Here is an 18,665-nt window from a genome sequence, read left to right as displayed (position 1 = left end):
CGCTTGCGTTAACAGCCGATGTAAAGCTCGTGCGCTCTGCTGCGCACACGAAAAGGAGTTAGCCCCATGGATTGGCGCCACAAGGCGGTCTGTCGCGACGAGGATCCTGAGCTGTTCTTCCCGGTGGGAAACAGCGGTCCGGCCCTCGCCCAGATCGCTGACGCGAAGCTTGTCTGCAACCGCTGCCCGGTCACCGCGGAGTGCCTGAGCTGGGCTTTGGAGTCGGGTCAGGACGCCGGCGTGTGGGGCGGCATGAGCGAGGACGAGCGTCGCGCGCTCAAGCGTCGCAACGCTCGCACCAAGGCGCGCAGCAGCGTCTGACGCGTTCAGCACTTTCATTGTGACGGCCCCGACAAAAGTCGGGGCCGTCACTTTGTGAATACAATTCGACGAATTCCCGTCACACAGCGCCATTTTTCGGTGGCGGTCAATATTGGTTCGTGCGGCCCCGTCGGCCGATCGGCACCCGCAGAATCACGTCGGTGCCGCCGGGTTCGGCGTTGTGCATCCCCAGTGATCCGTCCAGTTCCGCCGAGACCAGCGTGCGCACGATCTGCAGACCGAGTCGGTCCGACTTCTCCAGGCTGAAGCCCTCCGGCAGGCCGCGTCCGTCGTCGTGCACCACGACGTCGAGCCAGCGCGAGGAGCGTTCGGCACGGATCGAGACGCAGCCCTGCGCAGTGCTCTCGTCGAAGGCATGCTCGATCGCGTTCTGGACCAACTCGGTGATGACCATGACCAGCGCGGTGGCGCGGTCGGCGTCGAGCACACCCAGCTCCCCCACCCGGTTGATCCGGATCGGGGCGTCAACCGTCGCGACGTCGTTCATGATCGGCAGAATCCGGTCGATCACCGCGTCGAGATTGACCTCCTCGTCGACCGACATCGACAGCGCATCGTGCACCAGCGCGATCGACGACACCCGCCGCACCGATTCGATGAGCGCTTCGCGGCCCTCGGCGTTGTTGGTGCGGCGCGCCTGCAGCCGCAGCAACGCGGCCACCGTCTGCAGGTTGTTCTTCACCCGGTGGTGGATCTCGCGGATGGTGGCGTCCTTGGACAGCAGCGCCCGATCCCGGCGCTTGACCTCGGTGACGTCGCGGATCAGCACCGCGGCGCCCACCGCGGCACCGTGCACGACCAGCGGCAGGGTGCGCAGCAGGACCGCCGCACCGCCGGCGTCGACCTCCATCCGCATGCTGGAGCCACCGGCCAGTGAATCCCGGACATGGTTGGCCAGCTCCTGGGCTTCGAACGGATCGGAGATCAGCGGGCGGGTGATGCTGACCAGGTTGTGGCCGCCGAGTTCGGCCGCCAGCCCCATCCGGTGATACGCCGAGATGGCGTTCGGGCTGGCGAAGGTCACCACCCCGGTCTCGTCGAGCCGGATGAAGCCGTCGCCCACCCGGGGGCTCGATCGTGACATCGCGAGGTCACCGACGTTGGGGAAGGTGCCCTCCGACAACATGTGCAGCAGGTCGCCGGCGCAGGCGACGTACGCGGTCTCCAGCGGGCTGGCCTGCCGCGGCGCCAGCGACGTCTGGTGGGTGAGCGCGGCGACGACGTCGCTGCCCTGGCGCACCGGCACGGCCTCGACGTTCAGCCCGGGTGACCCGTTCCGTCCCTCGACGGTGGCGCGGCCGATGGCGCCGGACTGGAACGCCGCGGCGACGATGGGTATGTCCTCGCCCTCGGCGAGTGTTCCGACGGCGTCGGCCAGCAGCACCGTCGACGCGGTGTTGGGCCGCACCTGGGCCACGCAGACGACCCTGCCATCGTCGCGCTTCACCCACATCAGGTAGTCGGCGAACGACAGGTCGGCCAGCAGCTGCCACTCGCCCACCACGGCGTGCAGGTGGTCGACGGCGCTGCCGGGCAGGATGGTGTGCTCGGCGAGGAGGTCACCGAGGGTGGACATCGCCTACCGCGTTCGTGACGTCGGGTCGGTCCAGGTCAAGGGGTGCTTAGCTGATGACGGCGATGAGGTCGCCGGCCTGGATGACGTCGCCGACGGCCACGCTGACCTTGCTGATCGTCCCCGCGACCTCGGCGAGCACCGGAATCTCCATCTTCATCGACTCGAGCAGCACCAAGGTGTCGCCTTCACCGATCTGATCGCCCTCGTGAACCACGACCTCGAGCACACTGGCCACGATCTCGGCGCGAACGTCCTCGGCCATCTTCACCCCACTCATCCACCGCTGGTGCTGTCGTGTCCTATCGGACCACGTCCTATCGAAGTCCTATCGAACCACAACGACGCGCCGGAGCGCGGAGCGGACGCGGTTCCCGCAGCACTTGCATGTGTCGCCGCCGCGAAACCGGTGTCGGTCCCGCATGCGACAATGGATCAACGCTCCCGCCCGTGCGGGACAACCACCCATCGACTACCTGGAGGTACACCATGGCCAAGCGTGGCCGTAAGAAGCGCGACCGCAAGCACTCGAAGGCCAACCACGGCAAGCGGCCCAACGCCGGTTCGAAGTCGGTGCGCTAGCCGCCGCGGATGATCGTGGTGCGGCTGATCTGGATGCGCAGCCGCTCACGAAGCCCCTCGGGGGCCCGCTCGCCGCTGCACTTGGTGGCGATCAGATTCTTGACCCGCTCCTCGATCCCGTAGTGCCTCAGGCACGTCGGGCATTCCTCGAGGTGCTGGCGCAGCTTGTCGCGGGTCTCGACGGTGCACTCACCGTCGAGCAGCGTCCAGACCTCGGCGATCACCGCGGCGCATTCGGGATGCTCCGGGTCCACCGGGCCGATCGGCGGGGTCCACCGCTCTTCATTGTCCGACGCCCCGGTCGAATCGGTGCCGGTCATGACGAAACCTCCTCCGGAGCGTCGAGCTGCTGACCCCGCAGATACCCGCGATCACGGGCCACCCCGGCCAACAACTCGCGTAGCTGGCGCCTGCCGCGGTGCAACCGCGACATCACCGTCCCAATCGGCGTGTCCATGATCTCGGCGATCTCCTTGTAGGGAAAGCCCTCGACGTCGGCGTAGTACACCGCCATCCGGAAATCCTCGGGCAGCGCCTGCAGCGCTTCCTTGATCTCGCTGTCGGGCATCGATTCCAGTGCCTCGACCTCGGCCGAACGCAACCCCGTCGAGGTGTGTTCGGCGTTGGCCGCCAGCTGCCAGTCGGTGATCTCCTCGGTCGGATACTCAGCGGGCTGACGCTGCTTCTTGCGGTAGCTGTTGATGTAGGTGTTGGTCAGGATGCGGTACAGCCACGCTTTGAGGTTCGTGCCCTCCCGGAACGAACGGAACCCGGCATAGGCCTTCACCATCGTTTCCTGCAGCAGATCCTCGGCATCGGCGGGGTTGCGGGTCATCCGCAGCGCGCCGCCGTAGAGCTGGTCGAGCATCGGGATGGCATCACGCTCGAATCGCGCGGTCAGCTCCGCATCCGACTCGACCGGAGTCTCCACAGGCTCGTCTGTGGCTGTCTTCGGGGTCCTCTTGGAAGCCAACCCATCGGTGTCGGTCATCGTGGGGAACACCGTCCCTTCTGTCGCGGCGCCGCCAATTACGTCCGGTGAACCCACCGGACGCCACGGGGCCTCCATGGCCAACACTGGCACCATCAATCCCCTTCTGCAGATCCTAGAGGTTTCGACCGACGACTTTCTTCGCTCGGCCGCGCGCTACCACAGCTGTGGTGAACAACAGCGCTGACGGGTGGGGTTGTTCCCCGGCATATCGCAGCCCTGCGGCAGGTCGGCGATACTGACTTCGCCATGGACCTGCTCAGCAACCTCCTCGTCGTCGCGGTCGCGCTCACGGTCGCCGCCTCGGTGTGGGTGTGGCTGCTCCGCCGTCGCGGCGCATTCCGCTCCGCGCTGGCGCACCGTGGCTGGCAGCGGACCCGCCGGGGAGACACCACCACCATCGTCCCGGCCACCGGCGACTGGACCGTCACCATGAGCCGTTCGTTCGCCGCGCAGATGTCGCCACCGAGCTCACACGTCGTCACCAGCGTGTGGAGTGCTCCGACCCCCGCCACGCACGAAGCGGCGCTGGTCGCCGGCCCGGCGCCTGATCCGCAGCTGGGGGACCTCGCCGCAGAGCTGCTCGGATCTGCGACACCGGCGATGACCCGGCTGTTGGGCATCGATCGGGTCAGCGACGGCCGACCTCTTCGCGCGGTGCCGTCGGCCGACCGACGTCTGCTGGTGTTCGCGACGGACGGGTACGGCCCGGTGGCGGCACTCACCGGCGTCGCCGACGCCGTCACCGCATGGTGCGCGGTGCATCGTGCCGAACGGGAGCAGCCGGTGCTGACGATCGACGACACCGGTGTCCGCGTCCGCGTCCGCGCCGACGTTCTGCGCTCGGTCGAACACCTCGACGCATTCGTCGACCTCGGTGTGCGGTGCCGCGACGCGATCGGCCGGACCGGGACGTGACGCTGGCTGCCGCGTGGGGTGCGGTGGGGCTGGGCGCGGCGGTGCTCGCCCATCGCTGGCGCCACCGGGCGCTGCGGCTGTGCGCTCTGGTGGTCTGCGTCGTGGTGGCGCTGCTCCTGGCGGTGGTACTCACCGGCGAGGTGGCGCCTGACCTGTTCGCCAGGGCAGCAAGGATCTCCGTTGCGACGGTGGTGCTGTCGCTCGTCGCGGTGCTGCTCGCCGTCCGGGCGGCGCCCCAGCTCGTCAGCAGGAACGACCGGCACTCCGTCGCGCTGGTGTTCACGGCGGTGGCCGCCCTGTACCTGGCGATCGGCGCATTTCTGGCTTCGGCCGCGCACGATGTGTCACGAGTGCGGGACCTGCCCCAACTGCGCACCCGCGACCAGTTCATCGACTGGCGCGACTCACCGACCCAGCCCGGCCCCGTGTTGCTGGAGGCCAGGATCAGTGCCGCCGCAACGGAGTTCGAGCCCGGGGTGGTGGCGTGGTACCGGTGTCCCACGATCGGGCCGCTTCGGCTCCCGGCCACGGCCCACCAGCTGCCCACCCGGTATCTGCTCGACCTACCCGGTGGTCCGCCGATCGTCACCGGGCCGATCGGGACCGATCAGGCCTGGGCGTGGCCCTCCACCGGCGGCGATTGTGTGCTGCACCGCGGTGACCCGGTGGTGGTGTGGGGCGAGCTGCAGGGCGACATGGGCGCCGGCGGTGCCACCTCCTACACCGGACTGGCGAACGTGCAGACGATCGCGGTGGGCGACACCCGGTCCTTTCTCGAGGATTTTGTTCCCGTCGCCGACCGCACCGGCCGCGCCGTGAACGCTCTGGCAGCGCTCAACGGTGTGCTCGCCGTGGTGATGGTCGGCGTCGGACTGAGGGCGTCCCGGCGCCTGGCCCGCGTCGGTACCGACACACCGGCGCGGATCACATGGCGATCCGGATCGCGGTGACACCCGGCTCTACGCTGGGCCGGTGGCGCGTGCAGCAACACCGGCGATCGCGGCCCTCCTGGCCGCCGGCATCCCGCACACCGTGGTGCAGTACAAGCACGACCCCCGCAGCGAGTCGTTCGGTGACGAGGCGGTCGACGAACTGGCGCGCACCGGCGACGTCGACCCCGGGCAGATCTTCAAGACCCTCGTCGTCGCACTCCCCAAGGGGCTCGGTGTCGCGGTGTTGCCCGTGCCGTCGAAACTGTCGTTAAAGGCCGCCGCCGCGGCGCTCGGTGTACCGAAGGCCACCATGGCCGAGCCCGCCGACGCGCAGCGGACCACCGGCTACGTCCTCGGGGGCATCTCTCCGCTCGGCCAGCGCAGGCTGCTGCCGACGGTCGTCGACTCGTCGGCGCTGGGTTGGGACCGGGTGCTGTGCAGCGCCGGGAAGCGCGGATGGGACATCGCGCTGGCCCCGGCGGATCTGATCGCGCTCACCAAGGCGGTGACCGCGGACATCCGCGCCATTTAGGGTGGGCCCATGTCACTTGCCGGGAAAACCATGTTCATCTCCGGCGCCAGCCGCGGCATCGGGCTGGCGATCGCCAAACGCGTCGCAGCCGACGGCGCGAACATCGCGCTGGTCGCCAAGACCGCCGAGCCGCATCCCAAGCTGCCCGGCACGGTCTACACCGCCGCCAAGGAGATCGAGGAGGTCGGCGGTCAGGCGCTGCCGATCGTCGGTGATGTCCGCGACGGTGACTCGGTGGCCGCCGCCGTCGCAGCGGCCGTCGAACAGTTCGGCGGCATCGACATGTGCGTGAACAACGCCTCGGCGATCAACCTGGGTTCCATCGAGGACGTCCCGCTCAAGCGTTTCGACCTGATGAACGGCATCCAGGTGCGGGGCACCTACGCGGTGTCGCAGGCCTGCCTGCCGCACATGAAGGGCCGGGACAACCCGCACGTGCTGACGCTGTCCCCGCCCATCCTGCTGGAATCCAAGTGGCTCAAGCCCACGCCGTACATGATGGCCAAGTACGGGATGACGTTGTGCGCCTTGGGAATTGCTGAAGAAATGCGCGATGCCGGGGTGGCCTCCAACACGTTGTGGCCGCGGACCATGGTGGCCACCGCCGCGGTGCAGAACCTGCTCGGGGGTGACGAGTCGATGGCTCGGTCCCGCAAGCCCGAGGTGTACGCCGACGCCGCGTACGTGGTGCTGACCAAGCCGTCCAGCTACACCGGCAACACGCTGCTGTGCGAGGACGTGCTGCTGGAGTCGGGCGTCACCGACCTGTCGGTCTACGACTGCATCCCCGGCTCCGACCTCGGCGTGGACTTCTGGGTCGAGAGCGCCAACCCGCCGGGCTACACCCAGCCCTGAGTCTCCCCGCGAAATATCATTCCGGGTTGCGCTATCCACTCCAACCACAGCCCGGAATGATATTTCGCGGCTCAGCCAACCCGGCTGTCAGGCGACGCGGGCCGGTCGTCCGAAGCGGGTGTGCACCCCGGGCGAGAACACCGCGCGCAGTCGCGGCCCGGCCACAGCGATGCCCGCAGCCGCCACCAGCTCGTCGTCGAACTCGACGATCTCCGCGGCGTGCAGGGGCCAGGTGGTGTGCTCGTTGGGCAGCCACCAGGTGCGGCCCGCCTTGCGGGTGTGCGCGCCCCATCGCGCGGTCAGCCAGATCTCCAGCGCAGTCGGCTCCACGGTGGCGCCGACGCTGACGGTGACCCGGCTGTGCAGCCCGCGGTCCGGCCAGCGCCGGGTGCTGACGTAGCAGATGCGGTCCGCCGACCGGGTAACGCGCATCTTCGCCCACGTATAGGGCACCCCCAAGCTGGTCCGCACGGTAGGGACGACAGCCAGCCGCTCGGTCTCCAGTGATCGGAACAGGACGCCGTGTCTGCCTGCGCCGTCGACCGAGTAGAGCCGGACGTTCGTCTCGGCGAACGTGCCGAGGTACGGCAGCGGCAACGAGCTGCCCAGCCGAGTGTGCCGCATGACGAACGGCACCAGGGCGACATAGGTCAGCCCGTCGTCGAAGACGTCCGGCCGGGTGCCGGGCGGGAAGAGATGCGCGACCGCGCGGGGGTCGACGGGCCAGTGCACGAACGTCAGGTTCGCCCAGAACTGGTCGAAGAGCACGGGGCCTATCAGCGGCGGCGCCAGCAGGCTGACACCACCGGGACCGAGCTCACCATTCACCTCGTCATCGTGGCACGCTGGTGGCGTGTCATCACCGACTATCTGGTCTGCCGGGCGCTACGAGGCTGTTGCCCAGCGCATCGCGAACATCGCCGAGGAAGTGCTCGACGCCGTCGAGCTGCGCCGGCCGCTGCGCGACGTGAACCTGGTCGACCTCGCGTGCGGCACCGGCAACGCCGCGCTGTCGGCCGCCGCCCGCGGCGCGCGGGTCACCGGCGTCGACATCACGCCGGAACTGCTCGCCCTCGGCGCCCAGAAGACCGGCGGCACCTCGGTGAACTGGGTGACGGCCGACGCGTCCGACACCGGACTTCCCCAGGCCTCGTTCGACGCCGCGGTGTCCAACATGGGCATCGTGTTCGTGGAGCCGACGGCCCAGATCGCCGAGATCGCCCGGCTGCTCGCCCCGGGCGCCACGCTGGCGTTCTCCACCTGGGTGCGGGGCACCGACAACCCGTTCTACGACCCGATCGTCGCGACGCTGGGCGCGCCGCCGGACCGGGGCTACTCGCCCGACCAGTGGGGCGACCCAGCCACCACCGAGGCCCGGCTTGTCGCCGAGTTCGACGATGTCTCGATCCGATCGGGTTGGCACACTTGGCAGTTCGCCTCCCACGCCGCGGCGATGAACTTCCTCACCGACGAGTCGCCGATGCACGTGGATGTGCTGGGCCGGGTACCGGGCCCGGCACGGGACAACCTGATCGCGGCGTTCGACCAGGCGCTGCGCGTCCACAGCGACGGCCGCGGCGGCATCTCGTTCGACGTGCCCTACGCGGTGGTGACGGCCACCCGGCGCTGACTAGAGCAGCGTCGCCTGCTCCGGCTCGGGTTCGGCGGGTTCGATGAGTTCCGGTCCGTTGTTGCGGACGCTGTTCACCAACCGGGACACCTCGCGGATCTCGATCCGGTCGAGGTCGCCGTGGCCGCGCAACAGGCCTTCGTCGACCGGGGCGTCGGGATCGAGCCAGCGGTCCCAGTCCGGTTCGCTGATCGTCAGCGGCATCCGGTCGTGGATGTCGGCGAGCCGGGCCGCCGCGTCGGTGGTGATGATGGTGCAACTCAGCAGCGGCGGCCCATCTTTGGGCGCATCGCGGGGCCGCCAGGTCGACCACAGTCCGGCCATGAACAGCGGCTCACCGTCGCCTGCGTACATGTAGAACGGTGTTTTGGCGCCCTTCTGCCCGCGCCATTCGTACCAGCCGTCCATCGGCACCAGGCAGCGTTTGGTCTTGATCGACGTGCGAAACGCCGGCGACGTGGTCACCTTGTCGGACCGGGCGTTGATCAGCAGCGGCCCCTTGGTGTCCGGTCCCCCGCCCTCGGTGGTTTTGGCCCACGACGGGATCAGCCCCCAGCGCATCAGCCGGACCCGGCGGGTCGACTCGTCGTCGGGTTCGGCATGGCGCTTGACGACGGTGCTGACGGTGGTGGTGGGCGCCACGTTGTAGTTCGGCGCCGGCGAGCCCTTGTCAGAGCCCGCCGTGGTTTCGTCGATCGCCTTGATCTTCTCGGCCAGCAGCGCCGGATCGGTGGTCACCGCGAATCGTCCGCACATGGCTCCATCGTCCCAGAAACCGCGGATCGGGCGCGCAGAGCGACGCTGAGGGTGCGTCTGCGCGCCGGATTCGCCGACAGGCAAGAATAGGAACCCGTGAGCACCTGGGCCGCCCCGTCGACCGACCTTCCCGTACATGCCACCGTCACCGTGCCCGGGTCGAAATCACAGACCAACCGGGCACTCGTGCTGGCGGCGCTGGCTGCCGACCACGGCCCGTCGACGATCAGCGGTGCGCTGCGCAGCCGCGACACCGACCTGATGATCGGTGCGCTGCGGGTGCTCGGTTTTGTGGTGGATGCGTCCGACATCGACAACACCGAGCTGACGGTCAGCGGCACGCTGGCGCCCCCCGGCAGCAGCATCGACTGCGGGCTGGCCGGCACGGTGTTGCGGTTCCTGCCACCGGTGGCCGCGCTGAGCACCGAGACGGTGACGTTCGACGGCGACGAGCAGGCCCGGGCACGCCCGATCGCCCCGCTGCTCGACGCGCTGCGGGGGCTGGGGGTGCGGGTGGAGGGCGAGTCCCTGCCGTTCGCCGTGCACGGCGACGGGTCGGTGCGCGGCGGCACCGTCGAGATCGACGCATCGGCGTCGTCGCAGTTCGTCTCCGGGTTGCTGCTCTCCGGCGCGGCGTTCACCGAGGGCCTGACGATCGTGCACACCGGCGAGCCGATGCCCTCGGCGCCGCACGTGGCGATGACGGTGTCGATGCTGCGCGACGCCGGGGTCGAGGTCGACGACACCCAGCCGGACCGGTGGCGCGTGTCCCCCGGCCCGATCGCAGCGCGGCACTGGCGGATCGAGCCCGATCTGTCCAACGCGGTGCCGTTCCTGGCTGCCGCGGTGGTCAGCGGCGGAGCGGTCCGCCTCACCGGGTGGCCGACGGTGAGCACCCAGCCGGGCGGCACCATCCTGTCGATCCTGAAAAAGCTCGGCGCGACGGTGCGCCACGGCGATTCGCATCTCGATGTGCAGGGCGCGACGGCCTACGGCGGGATCGACGTCGACCTGCGCGAGGTCGGCGAGCTCACCCCGTCGGTGGCTGCGCTCGCCGCGCTGGCCACCGAGGGGTCGGTGTCGCAGCTGCGGGGCGTCGCCCACCTGCGCGGCCACGAGACCGACCGGCTGGCCGCGCTGCGCACCGAGCTCACCCGGCTCGGCGGGCGGTGCGAGGAGACTCCGGACGGGCTGACGATCACCGCACAACCGCTGCACGCGGGTGTGTGGCAGTCTTACGCCGATCACCGGATGGCCACCGCCGGGGCGATCATCGGGCTGCGGGTGCCCGGCGTCGAGGTCGACGACATCGCCACCACAGCCAAGACGATGCCGGATTTCCCGAAGCTGTGGGCCGGCATGCTCGCCGGTCAGAGCACCGATCTGTAGAAGGCCGGCGAGCTTGAGCCCACGCGAATACGACGAGACCGACGTCCGGGTGCGACCCGGCCGGGGCTCACGGCCGCGGACCAAGACCCGCCCGGAGCACGCCGACGCGCAGGAAGCGATGGTGGTCGCCGTCGACCGGGGCCGCTGGGGATGTGTGCTCGGCCGCGACCCGGCCCGCCGGGTGACCGCGATGCGGGCCCGCGAGTTGGGCCGCACCCCGATCGTCGTCGGTGACGACGTCGACATCGTCGGCGACCTCTCCGGCCGCACCGACACGCTGGCCCGCATCGTGCGCCGCGGAGAACGTCGAACGGTGTTGCGGCGCACCGCCGACGACACCGACCCGTCCGAGCGGGTGTTCGTCGCCAACGCCGACCAGCTGCTGATCGTGGTGGCTCTGGCCGACCCGCCGCCGCGGACCGGTCTGGTCGAACGGGCGTTGATCGCGGCGTTCGCCGGCGGTCTGGTGCCGATCCTGTGCCTGACGAAAACCGACCTCGCTCCGGCTGAGCCGTTCACCGCGCAGTTCTCCGACCTGGATCTCACGATCGTCAACGCCGGCCGCGGCGACGAACTCGACGAGGTGGTGCCCCTGCTGGCCGACAAGGTCACCGCGCTGCTGGGCCATTCCGGGGTGGGCAAGTCCACGCTGGTCAATCGCCTTGTCCCCGAAGCGGAACGGGCCATCGGCACCGTCACCGACGTGGGCAAGGGCCGGCACACCTCCACCCAGTCGGTGGCGCTGCCGTTGGCGTTCGGCGGCTGGGTGATCGACACCCCGGGCATCCGGTCGTTCGGGCTCGCTCACATCGCGCCCGACGACGTCATCATGGCGTTCTCCGACCTGGCCGAGGCCATCGCGGACTGTCCGCGTGGCTGCGGTCACATGGGCGCTCCGGCAGACCCGGAGTGCGCGCTCGACGCGCTGACCGGCCCGGCCTCGCAGCGGGTGGGCGCCGCCCGCAGGCTGCTGGCTGCGATGCGCGAAGGCTGACCTGAGCGGCGTGGTTTGCAGCGACTGCCCACCGGGCACGCTCACGGCGAAGTACACGGAAAGGTGACTGGTATGACCCATATCCCCATGATCGATTTGAACGACGGCACAAAGATTCCCCAGCTGGGTTTCGGCGTGTTCCAGATCCCGCCCGAGGAGACGGCATCTGCGGTGAAGGCGGCCCTCGACATCGGCTACCGCCACATCGACACCGCCGAGATGTACCAGAACGAGAAGGGCGTCGGGCAGGGTGTGCGCGACGCCGGTGTCGACCGTTCCGAGGTGTACATCACCAGCAAGCTCAACAACGGCTTCCACAAGCCCGACGATGCCCGACGGGCGTTCGACGGCACGCTGTCGGCGCTGGGGTTCGACTACGTGGATCTGTTCTTGATCCACTGGCCGCTGCCCACCCTCTATGACGGCGACTTCGTCTCCACCTGGAAGGTGTTGGAGGAGTTCAAGAACGACGGCCGGGCACGCAGCATCGGTGTCTCGAACTTCCAGGTCGCCCACCTGCAGCGGCTGGCCGACGAAACCGACACGGTGCCCGCGGTGAACCAGATCGAGGTGCACCCGTACTTCGCCAACAACGAGGTGCGTGACTACGGCCGGCAGCACGGCATCGCGACCGAGGCGTGGTCACCCATCGCGCAGGGCAAGGTGCTCGGCGACGACGTCGTCACCCGCATCGCCGAGGCGACCGGCAAGTCGCCGGCCCAGGTGGTGCTGCGCTGGCACATTCAGCGCGGCGACATCGTGTTCCCGAAATCGGTGACGCTGCAACGCATCAAGGACAACTTCGGTTTGTTCGATTTCGAGCTCGGCGACGCCGACTTCGAGGCGTTGTCCGCACTGGACAAGGGTGAGGCGGGCCGCATCGGCCCCAACCCGGACACGTTCGACTACGTGCCCGAGTGATCGGGCATTGATGCTGCGCTCACGGCGGGAAAGTGCGAGTGGACATTGACGTGAGCGCAGTGTCAACGCCGCCACCACAGAAGTGAGGCTGCGTTGAGGGTGGGAAAGCGGAACCCATCCTCAACGCAGCCTCAGAGTTCTACGCCGCCAGGTCGGCGCGTTTGGCCGCGGCCCTGCCGGCGACCTTGGCGCGGCGGCGGGCCCGCACGGCGGCGATGGCCGACTTGAGCCCGCGCCGCTCCCCCGAATCGAGTCCGGCGAACATCCGCTCGCTGCGCGTCTCCGGCGCATCGTCGGCGGTGTCGGTCAGAAAGCGGTCCGGCAGAGACAGTTTGGCGATGGTCCGCCACGACTTGCCGTACTGCACCAGGAACGATCCCGTGGTGTAGGGCAGGTCGTACTTGTCGCAGATCTCCTTGACCCGGAACGAGATCTCGTGCAGCCGGTTGCTGCAGATGTCCGGGTAGAGGTGATGCTCGATCTGGTAGCACAGGTTGCCGCTCATGAAGCGCAGCGCCGGGCCGTTCTCGAAGTTCGCGCTGCCCAGCATCTGCCGCAGGTACCACTGGCCCCGCGACTCGCCGACCATGTCGGTCTTGGTGAATTTCTCGGCGCCGTCGGGGAAGTGGCCGCAGAAGATCACGGCGTTGGCCCACACGTTGCGGATGACGTTGGCCACCGCGTTGGCCTTCAGCGTCGACATGAACGTCGCCCCCGGTGACAGCGAGGTCAGTGCCGGGTAGACGACGTAGTCCTTGGCCACCTGATGGCCGGCCTTGACGCCGAACTCCTTGACCCGTGCCAACGTGGCCTGCCGATCGTCCCGACCCTTGAAGATCTTGCCGAGCTCCAGGTGCTGCAGTCCGACGCCCCATTCGAAGCCGACCGCCAGCAGCGTGTTGAACAGAAGGTTGCCGTAGAGATTGGCCGGCTTCCACTTCTGGTCGCGCGTCACCCGGATGACGCCGTAGCCGACGTCGTCGTCCATCCCCAGGATGTTGGTGTACTTGTGGTGCATGAAGTTGTGGGTGAAGCGCCAGTGCTTGGACGCGCCGCTCATGTCCCATTCCCACGTCGAGGAATGGATCTCGGGATCGTTCATCCAATCCCACTGGCCGTGCATGACGTTGTGGCCGATCTCCATGTTCTCGATGATCTTGGCCACGCCCAGCGTCGCGGTACCGGCCCACCAGTAGGAACGCTTGGAGCTGCCTGCCAGCATCAGCCGGCCGGCCACCTCCAACGCGCGCTGGAAGGCGATGGTGCGGCGGATGTAGCGCGCGTCGCGCGCGCCGCGGGAGTCTTCAATGTCCTGGCGGATCGAATCCAGTTCGACCCCCAGCGTCTCGATGTCTGCGTCCGTCAGATGTGCGAACTCAGGTACGTCGGTTATCGCCATGGTCAGCCTCCTCTCGAGTACCTACGCTACCGTAACCTACGACGTCGTAGGTTACTGCCCAGTAAAGTCTAGACATCCAGCACACAATCACCCGATGCCGCGGAGACACACGTCTGTACCCGGGTGCCGGGTTCGTGCTCGACACCGGTGCGCAGATCGCGCACGTGCCCCTTCAACAGGCCCACCACACACGACTGGCAGATGCCCATCCGGCAGCCGAACGGCATCTGCACCCCGGCCGCCTCGCCGGCGTCCATCAACGACGTCGCCGCGTCGACGGTGACGGTCTTGCCGGCGCGCGCGTACTCGACCGTGCCTCCACTGCCGTGTACCGCCGTGCGCACGGCCGCAAACCTCTCCAGGTGCAGGCGGTCCGCGATGCCCGCCGCCGCCCAGGTGCGCTCCGCGGCCTCGAGCATCGCCTCGGGCCCGCACGCCCAGGCCTGGCGATCGCGCCAGTCGGGCACCACCTCGTCCAGCTGCGCCAGGTCCATCCGGCCCTCGGTGCGGGTGGCGCGCACCTGCAGCCGGTAGCCGGGATGACGACCGGTCAGCTCGGCGAGTTCGTCGGCGAAGAGTACGTCGGCTTCGGTGGGCGCCGAGTGCAGGTGCATCACGTCGCCCAGCTGATCCCGCCGGGCCAGCGTGCGCAGCATCGACATCACCGGCGTGATGCCCGAGCCGGCGGTGACGAACAGCACCGACGCCGGCGCCGGGTCCGGCATGACGAAGTTCCCTTGGGGGGCAGCCAGTCTCACGATGGTTCCGGGTGCCACGCCGCCGACCAGGTGAGTGGACAGGAATCCCTCGGGCATCGCCTTGACAGTGATCGTGATGGTGCGTGAGCCCTTGCCGAGACCCCGGTGCTGTTCGGGCACGCTGGTCAGGGAGTAGGACCGCCACCGCCACCGGCCGTCGACGAGCAGGCCGATGCCCACGTACTGGCCGGGTTGGTAGTCGAACGAGAACCCCCAGCCGGGCTTGATGACCAGGGTGGCCGAGTCGACGGTCTCGCGACGGACGTCGAGCACCTTGCCGCGCAACTCCCGGGCCGACCACAGCGGGTTGGCCAGTTTGAGGTAATCGTCGGGCAGCAGCGGCGTGGTGATCCGGCCCGCGACGGTGCGCAGCAGATGCCAGCCGGCAGTACCCTTGGCGATGTTCGGCCGGACGGTGTCGGCGACTTTGGCCGTGGTCTTGATGGTGTTCTTGGCCATGACGGCTCCTGCCGATTGCGATGACTCTGAGGCCCGTGAGCGTGTACCTACGGTACCGTAACTTACGGTACCGTATCCAGCCCTCAGAGCAGGTCGAGCAGGAACGGCAGCTCCTGTGGCGCGTACCACGCCAGGTCGTGATCCTGGGCGTCGCCGACGGTGAGTTCGGCGTCCTCGTCCCCCAGGTCAGCGGCGTCGACGACCTCGACCGCAGCCAGCACCGCGGCTTCGGCTGCCGCGTTGTCGACATAGGCGGCGATCACCCGTTCCAGCGGAATCGGCGCCCCCAGGCGCACCACTGCGTCGTCCAGATCGGGCCGCAACGTGACCTCGGCGTCGTCATATTCGGCCTCGAGCACCGCGCGCCGGGCGGGCAGACCCTCGCCCGACGCGCCGTCACCGAGAAGACGCAGCGACGCCAGCGCCGCATCGCGCAGCGCGACGTCGGCCAGTTCGTCTTCGTCCCCGTCGGAATACGCCTCCCGCAGCGTCGGGGTCACGGCGAAGGCAGTCCCGCTGACGGGCCGCAGCGATCCGTCGGCGACCAACTGCTGCAGCATGGCCAGGGTTGCGGGAACGTAGACGCGCACCCCACGAGCGTAGCGAGGCCGGCCGGTTACTCGGCGTCGCCCATCAGAGTCCCGACGTAGTCGTCGACATAGGTCGACACCTCCCGTGGTGGCCGTCGGTAGCCATCGCTGACCACCGGCTTCTTGGGAAGCGCGACTTTCGGCGGATCGACGTCGTAGTAGTCGATGGTGGACAGCAGATGCGCGATCATGTTGAGCCGCGCGTGCCGCTTCACATCGGATTCGACGATGTACCAGGGACTCACCGGAGTGTCGGTGTGCACCATCATCTGATCCTTGGCCCGCGAATACTCCTCCCAGCGGTACACCGATTCCAGGTCCATCGGACTGAGCTTCCATTGCCGCATCGGGTCTTTGAGGCGCGACCGGAATCGCCGAAGCTGCTCGTCGTCGGACACCGAGAACCAGTACTTGCGCAGCAGCAGACCGTCGTCGATCAGCATCTGCTCGAAAATCGGTGTCTGGCGCAGGAACATCGTGTGCTCCGCCGGGGTGCAGAACCCCATCACCAACTCCACGCCGGCGCGGTTGTACCAGGACCGGTCGAACAACACGATCTCCCCCTTCGCGGGGAGATGGGCGATGTAGCGCTGGTAGTACCACTGACCCCGCTCCCGGTCCGAGGGCGCGGGCAACGCGGCGATCCGGGCGATCCGCGGGCTCAGGTACTCGGTGATCCGCTTGATCGTGCCACCCTTGCCTGCGGCGTCACGGCCTTCGAAGACGATGACGACGCGGGAACCGGTGTCCCGGACCCATTCCTGCAACTTGACCAGTTCTGTTTGCAGGCGGAACAGTTCGGCCTCGTAGATGTCCCTGGGGATCTTCTTGACCTTGGTGCCGGCCCGCTTCTTGCCCACCTACGGATCGTAGATGCCTACGGGGTTCCGGCGCGGGTTACTGAGCGGCTTCGGTGAGCTCGTCCAGCGCCTCGCGCAGCAGGCTGGGCAACATGTCGACGTCGCTCATCGCGTCCCGGTCGGCGTTGATCCCGAAGTAGAGGGTGCCGTTGTAGGACGTGACCCCGATCGCGAGCACCTGGTCGTGCAGCAGCGGCGGTACGGCGTAGCTCTCCAGCAGCTTGGTGCCGGCGAGGTACATCTGTTTCTGGGCGCCCGGCACGTTGGTGATCAGCAGGTTGAACTGGCGCGCCGAGAAACTCGTCGCGACCCGGATACCCATGGCGTGCAGTGTCGGTGGCCCGAAACCCGTCAGGGTGACGATCGTGCGGGCGTCGACCAGGCTGGTCGCGCTGGACTGCGCCTCGGTGGCGTGCGCGATCTGGGACAGCCGCACCACCGGGTTCGATTCGCCGACGGGCAGATCGACCAGGAACGGCGACACCTCGCTGATCGCCTGGCCCGGCCCGGTCGAGTCGTGTTCGTCCTCCGGATAGACCGACATCGGCGCCATCGCGCGCACGGTCGTGGTGGTCCCCACCGGCTCACCCCGCGACATCAGCCAGTTCCGCAGGGCGCCCGCGATCACCGCCAGCACCACGTCGTTGACGTCGCAGTCGTAGCGGGCCCGGATCCGCCGGAACTCGTCCAGGCTCGCCGAGGCCACCGAGAACCGCCGGTTGCGTGACACCGTGGTGTTCAGCGGGCTGCTCGGCGCGGTGCCGCGGGCCACGGTGCGGGCCACCTCGGCGGCCCGGCGCCCCAGATCCACCAGCAGACCGGTGTTGGTCACCGCCTCGTTCACCGCCGAACGAACGGCGGCCACCTGCGCGGTGGGGCCGGTGATCCACTCGCCGAGCGCGCCGATCAGCAGTTGCCGGTCGTTGGGTTCGCGCGACGGGATCCAGATGTCCTCGCCGAATTCGGGCGGCTTCTGGGTGCGGTCGGCGATGACGTGCCCGATCTCCAGCGCGGTCATCCCGTTGACGAGTGCCTGGTGCGATTTGGTGTAGATCGCGAGGCGGTTCTTCGCCAGACCCTCGACCAGGTACATCTCCCACAACGGCCGGGACTTGTCCAGCGGCCGGGACCCCAGCCGGGCGATCAGGTCGTGCAACTGGGTGTCACTGCCCGGGGACGGCAGCGCGGAGCGGCGGACGTGGTAGGTGATGTCGAAGTCACGGTCGTCGACCCAGACCGGCCGGGCCAGACCGAACTTCACCTCGCGCACCTTCTGCCGGTACCGCGGGATCTGCGGTAGCCGTTGCTCCACGGTCGCCAGCAGGGTCTCGTAACTGAGCCCGTTGCGGGGTTTGCGCAGAATCGACAGCGACCCGACGTACATCGGGGTGGAGGAGTTCTCCAGCCGGAAGAAGGACGCGTCGGACGCCGACAACCTCGTCACCATTGCGGCGCCACACTCCTCTCACTCGACCGACGATCAAATGCCACGTTATCCGGAATTTCTGGGCGCCCGCTCAACGGGTGCGCTGATGTCCCTGTCGGACATGGGATCATGGAGCGGTCTGTGACTCTCCAGCAGACGCCCGCCGTGCCGTGACCGATCGCTGGAGATTTCTCATGACCACCTCGACCTTGCCTGATCCGACGCCTGATCCGACCTTGCCAGATCCGACGCCTGATCCGACGCCGCAGCTGTGGACGTCCACGCCGATCATCGACTACGAACCCGCACCCGAGGCGGTCGGCCGGCGCCGCGGGCCGGTGTGTGCGGCGCCGTCGGTCGAATCGCTGCACCGCGCCGCACAGCGTCCGCAGCGACGGCCCCCAGCGGTCGCATCTGAGCCGCCTCCGCCGAAGTCGGCGGTGGTCTTCGCCGAGACGGCGTTGCGCCAGGTGATCGAGGTGATCGACCGGCGCAGGCCGATCGCTCAGCTGCGTCCGCTGATGACACCCGTGCTGGTCGACCGCGTCATCGCCCATGCCGGGGAGGCCCGCCGCGGCAGCGCCACGATGCGCCGGGTCCGGGTGCGTTCGGTCGACGACGGTGGGACGCCCGGCGACGTGTGCGCGGCGGAGGTGTTCGCGTCGTTCACCCGCTGCGGACGGGTGCACGCCGTGGCCGCCCGCATCGAGCGGTACCGCGACCGCTGGCGCATGGTCGCGCTGCAGATCGGCTGATCC

At 68.5% G+C, this 18,665-nt stretch carries 22 protein-coding genes; 11 read left to right on the top strand and 11 right to left on the bottom strand.

Annotation, left to right across the window (positions count from 1 at the left end; translation table 11 throughout):
- The first annotated feature begins 66 nt into the window (after positions 1-66).
- Positions 67-321 (top strand): WhiB family transcriptional regulator, encoded by a 255-nt coding sequence (locus BEMPMBAN_RS21275; RefSeq protein WP_159233235.1) that lies wholly within the window; start codon positions 67-69, stop codon positions 319-321.
- Between the two features lie 106 nt (positions 322-427).
- Here the strand turns inward: BEMPMBAN_RS21275 and BEMPMBAN_RS21270 are convergent, their stop codons facing one another.
- Together BEMPMBAN_RS21270 and BEMPMBAN_RS21265 are read right to left on the bottom strand one after the other, a co-directional pair.
- A complete protein-coding gene (locus tag BEMPMBAN_RS21270; protein ID WP_159233234.1) occupies positions 428-1,918 on the bottom strand; it encodes a two-component system sensor histidine kinase PdtaS in 1,491 nt (496 codons plus the stop codon).
- A gap of 46 nt (positions 1,919-1,964) precedes the next feature.
- Positions 1,965-2,180, bottom strand: coding sequence for a biotin/lipoyl-binding carrier protein (locus tag BEMPMBAN_RS21265; protein ID WP_159233413.1), 216 nt, complete (start codon positions 2,178-2,180; stop codon positions 1,965-1,967).
- A 224-nt stretch (positions 2,181-2,404) separates the two neighbouring features.
- Between BEMPMBAN_RS21265 and BEMPMBAN_RS33210 the strand changes: the two genes are divergently transcribed.
- Complete coding sequence (locus BEMPMBAN_RS33210) at positions 2,405-2,497, top strand: 50S ribosomal protein bL37 (protein WP_003882799.1); 93 nt, start codon at positions 2,405-2,407, stop codon at positions 2,495-2,497.
- On the opposite strand, the gene rsrA is transcribed toward BEMPMBAN_RS33210, so the two are convergent.
- Positions 2,494-2,817 carry a mycothiol system anti-sigma-R factor gene (gene rsrA, locus BEMPMBAN_RS21260; RefSeq protein ID WP_159233233.1) on the bottom strand — a complete coding sequence of 108 codons (324 nt, stop codon included), beginning with the start codon at positions 2,815-2,817 and terminating at the stop codon, positions 2,494-2,496. The two genes, BEMPMBAN_RS33210 and rsrA, sit on opposite strands and share 4 nt — an antisense overlap.
- Positions 2,814-3,488, bottom strand: coding sequence for a sigma-70 family RNA polymerase sigma factor (locus tag BEMPMBAN_RS21255; RefSeq protein WP_425295000.1), 675 nt, complete (start codon positions 3,486-3,488; stop codon positions 2,814-2,816). The genes rsrA and BEMPMBAN_RS21255 overlap by 4 nt, the downstream gene beginning before the upstream one ends.
- Positions 3,489-3,737: 249 nt before the next feature.
- On the opposite strand from BEMPMBAN_RS21255, the gene BEMPMBAN_RS21250 reads away from it, so the two are divergent.
- Genes BEMPMBAN_RS21250 through BEMPMBAN_RS21235 form a run of 4 tightly spaced genes read left to right on the top strand, consistent with a single transcriptional unit; the run spans position 3,738 to position 6,725 of the window.
- Positions 3,738-4,406 carry a hypothetical protein gene (locus tag BEMPMBAN_RS21250; protein WP_159233231.1) on the top strand — a complete coding sequence of 223 codons (669 nt, stop codon included), beginning with the start codon at positions 3,738-3,740 and terminating at the stop codon, positions 4,404-4,406.
- Entirely contained in the window at positions 4,403-5,356 is a 954-nt protein-coding gene (locus BEMPMBAN_RS21245; RefSeq protein ID WP_159233230.1) for a hypothetical protein, read from the top strand. The genes BEMPMBAN_RS21250 and BEMPMBAN_RS21245 overlap by 4 nt, the downstream gene beginning before the upstream one ends.
- Positions 5,357-5,378: 22 nt before the next feature.
- Positions 5,379-5,870, top strand: a complete 492-nt coding sequence (locus tag BEMPMBAN_RS21240; RefSeq protein ID WP_159233229.1) for an aminoacyl-tRNA deacylase — start codon at positions 5,379-5,381, stop codon at positions 5,868-5,870.
- Between the two features lie 9 nt (positions 5,871-5,879).
- Entirely contained in the window at positions 5,880-6,725 is an 846-nt protein-coding gene (locus BEMPMBAN_RS21235; protein ID WP_159233228.1) for an SDR family oxidoreductase, read from the top strand.
- A gap of 87 nt (positions 6,726-6,812) precedes the next feature.
- Here BEMPMBAN_RS21235 and BEMPMBAN_RS21230 read toward each other — a convergent pair whose 3' ends face one another.
- Positions 6,813-7,553: a YqjF family protein gene (locus BEMPMBAN_RS21230; protein ID WP_234897626.1), complete on the bottom strand. Its 741-nt coding sequence runs from the start codon at positions 7,551-7,553 to the stop codon at positions 6,813-6,815.
- Between the two features lie 25 nt (positions 7,554-7,578).
- On the opposite strand from BEMPMBAN_RS21230, the gene BEMPMBAN_RS21225 reads away from it, so the two are divergent.
- Complete coding sequence (locus tag BEMPMBAN_RS21225) at positions 7,579-8,355, top strand: class I SAM-dependent methyltransferase (RefSeq protein WP_159233227.1); 777 nt, start codon at positions 7,579-7,581, stop codon at positions 8,353-8,355.
- Here the strand turns inward: BEMPMBAN_RS21225 and BEMPMBAN_RS21220 are convergent, their stop codons facing one another.
- Positions 8,356-9,111: an SOS response-associated peptidase gene (locus BEMPMBAN_RS21220; RefSeq protein ID WP_159233226.1), complete on the bottom strand. Its 756-nt coding sequence runs from the start codon at positions 9,109-9,111 to the stop codon at positions 8,356-8,358. It abuts the gene before it with no gap.
- A gap of 96 nt (positions 9,112-9,207) precedes the next feature.
- On the opposite strand from BEMPMBAN_RS21220, the gene aroA reads away from it, so the two are divergent.
- From aroA to BEMPMBAN_RS21205, 3 genes are all read left to right on the top strand, one after another.
- Positions 9,208-10,500, top strand: a complete 1,293-nt coding sequence (gene aroA / locus BEMPMBAN_RS21215; RefSeq protein WP_159233225.1) for a 3-phosphoshikimate 1-carboxyvinyltransferase — start codon at positions 9,208-9,210, stop codon at positions 10,498-10,500.
- Positions 10,501-10,513: 13 nt separating this feature from the next.
- Positions 10,514-11,494, top strand: a complete 981-nt coding sequence (gene rsgA / locus BEMPMBAN_RS21210) for a ribosome small subunit-dependent GTPase A (protein WP_159233224.1) — start codon at positions 10,514-10,516, stop codon at positions 11,492-11,494.
- Between the two features lie 72 nt (positions 11,495-11,566).
- Positions 11,567-12,415, top strand: a complete 849-nt coding sequence (locus BEMPMBAN_RS21205) for an aldo/keto reductase (RefSeq protein WP_159233223.1) — start codon at positions 11,567-11,569, stop codon at positions 12,413-12,415.
- 139 nt (positions 12,416-12,554) lie between these two features.
- Here BEMPMBAN_RS21205 and BEMPMBAN_RS21200 read toward each other — a convergent pair whose 3' ends face one another.
- The 5 genes from BEMPMBAN_RS21200 to BEMPMBAN_RS21180 form a co-directional block, all read right to left on the bottom strand.
- The gene (locus BEMPMBAN_RS21200) at positions 12,555-13,814 is read right to left on the bottom strand and encodes a fatty acid desaturase family protein (protein ID WP_159233222.1); all 1,260 of its coding nucleotides are present in this window, start codon (positions 13,812-13,814) and stop codon (positions 12,555-12,557) included.
- 68 nt (positions 13,815-13,882) lie between these two features.
- Entirely contained in the window at positions 13,883-15,031 is a 1,149-nt protein-coding gene (locus BEMPMBAN_RS21195; protein WP_159233221.1) for a ferredoxin reductase, read from the bottom strand.
- An 83-nt stretch (positions 15,032-15,114) separates the two neighbouring features.
- Positions 15,115-15,621 carry a DUF6912 family protein gene (locus BEMPMBAN_RS21190; protein WP_425294999.1) on the bottom strand — a complete coding sequence of 169 codons (507 nt, stop codon included), beginning with the start codon at positions 15,619-15,621 and terminating at the stop codon, positions 15,115-15,117.
- Between the two features lie 26 nt (positions 15,622-15,647).
- Entirely contained in the window at positions 15,648-16,481 is an 834-nt protein-coding gene (gene ppk2, locus BEMPMBAN_RS21185; RefSeq protein WP_159233220.1) for a polyphosphate kinase 2, read from the bottom strand.
- Positions 16,482-16,518: 37 nt separating this feature from the next.
- The gene (locus BEMPMBAN_RS21180) at positions 16,519-17,928 is read right to left on the bottom strand and encodes a WS/DGAT/MGAT family O-acyltransferase (protein ID WP_159233219.1); all 1,410 of its coding nucleotides are present in this window, start codon (positions 17,926-17,928) and stop codon (positions 16,519-16,521) included.
- Positions 17,929-18,101: 173 nt separating this feature from the next.
- Between BEMPMBAN_RS21180 and BEMPMBAN_RS21175 the strand changes: the two genes are divergently transcribed.
- Positions 18,102-18,662, top strand: coding sequence for an Rv3235 family protein (locus tag BEMPMBAN_RS21175; protein ID WP_234897625.1), 561 nt, complete (start codon positions 18,102-18,104; stop codon positions 18,660-18,662).
- Positions 18,663-18,665: the final 3 nt, after the last annotated feature.

The organism is Mycolicibacterium austroafricanum (assembly GCF_902705885.1).
GTDB classification, from domain to species: Bacteria; Actinomycetota; Actinomycetes; order Mycobacteriales; family Mycobacteriaceae; genus Mycobacterium; species Mycobacterium vanbaalenii_A.
This window is presented reverse-complemented; position numbering and strand designations above follow the sequence as displayed.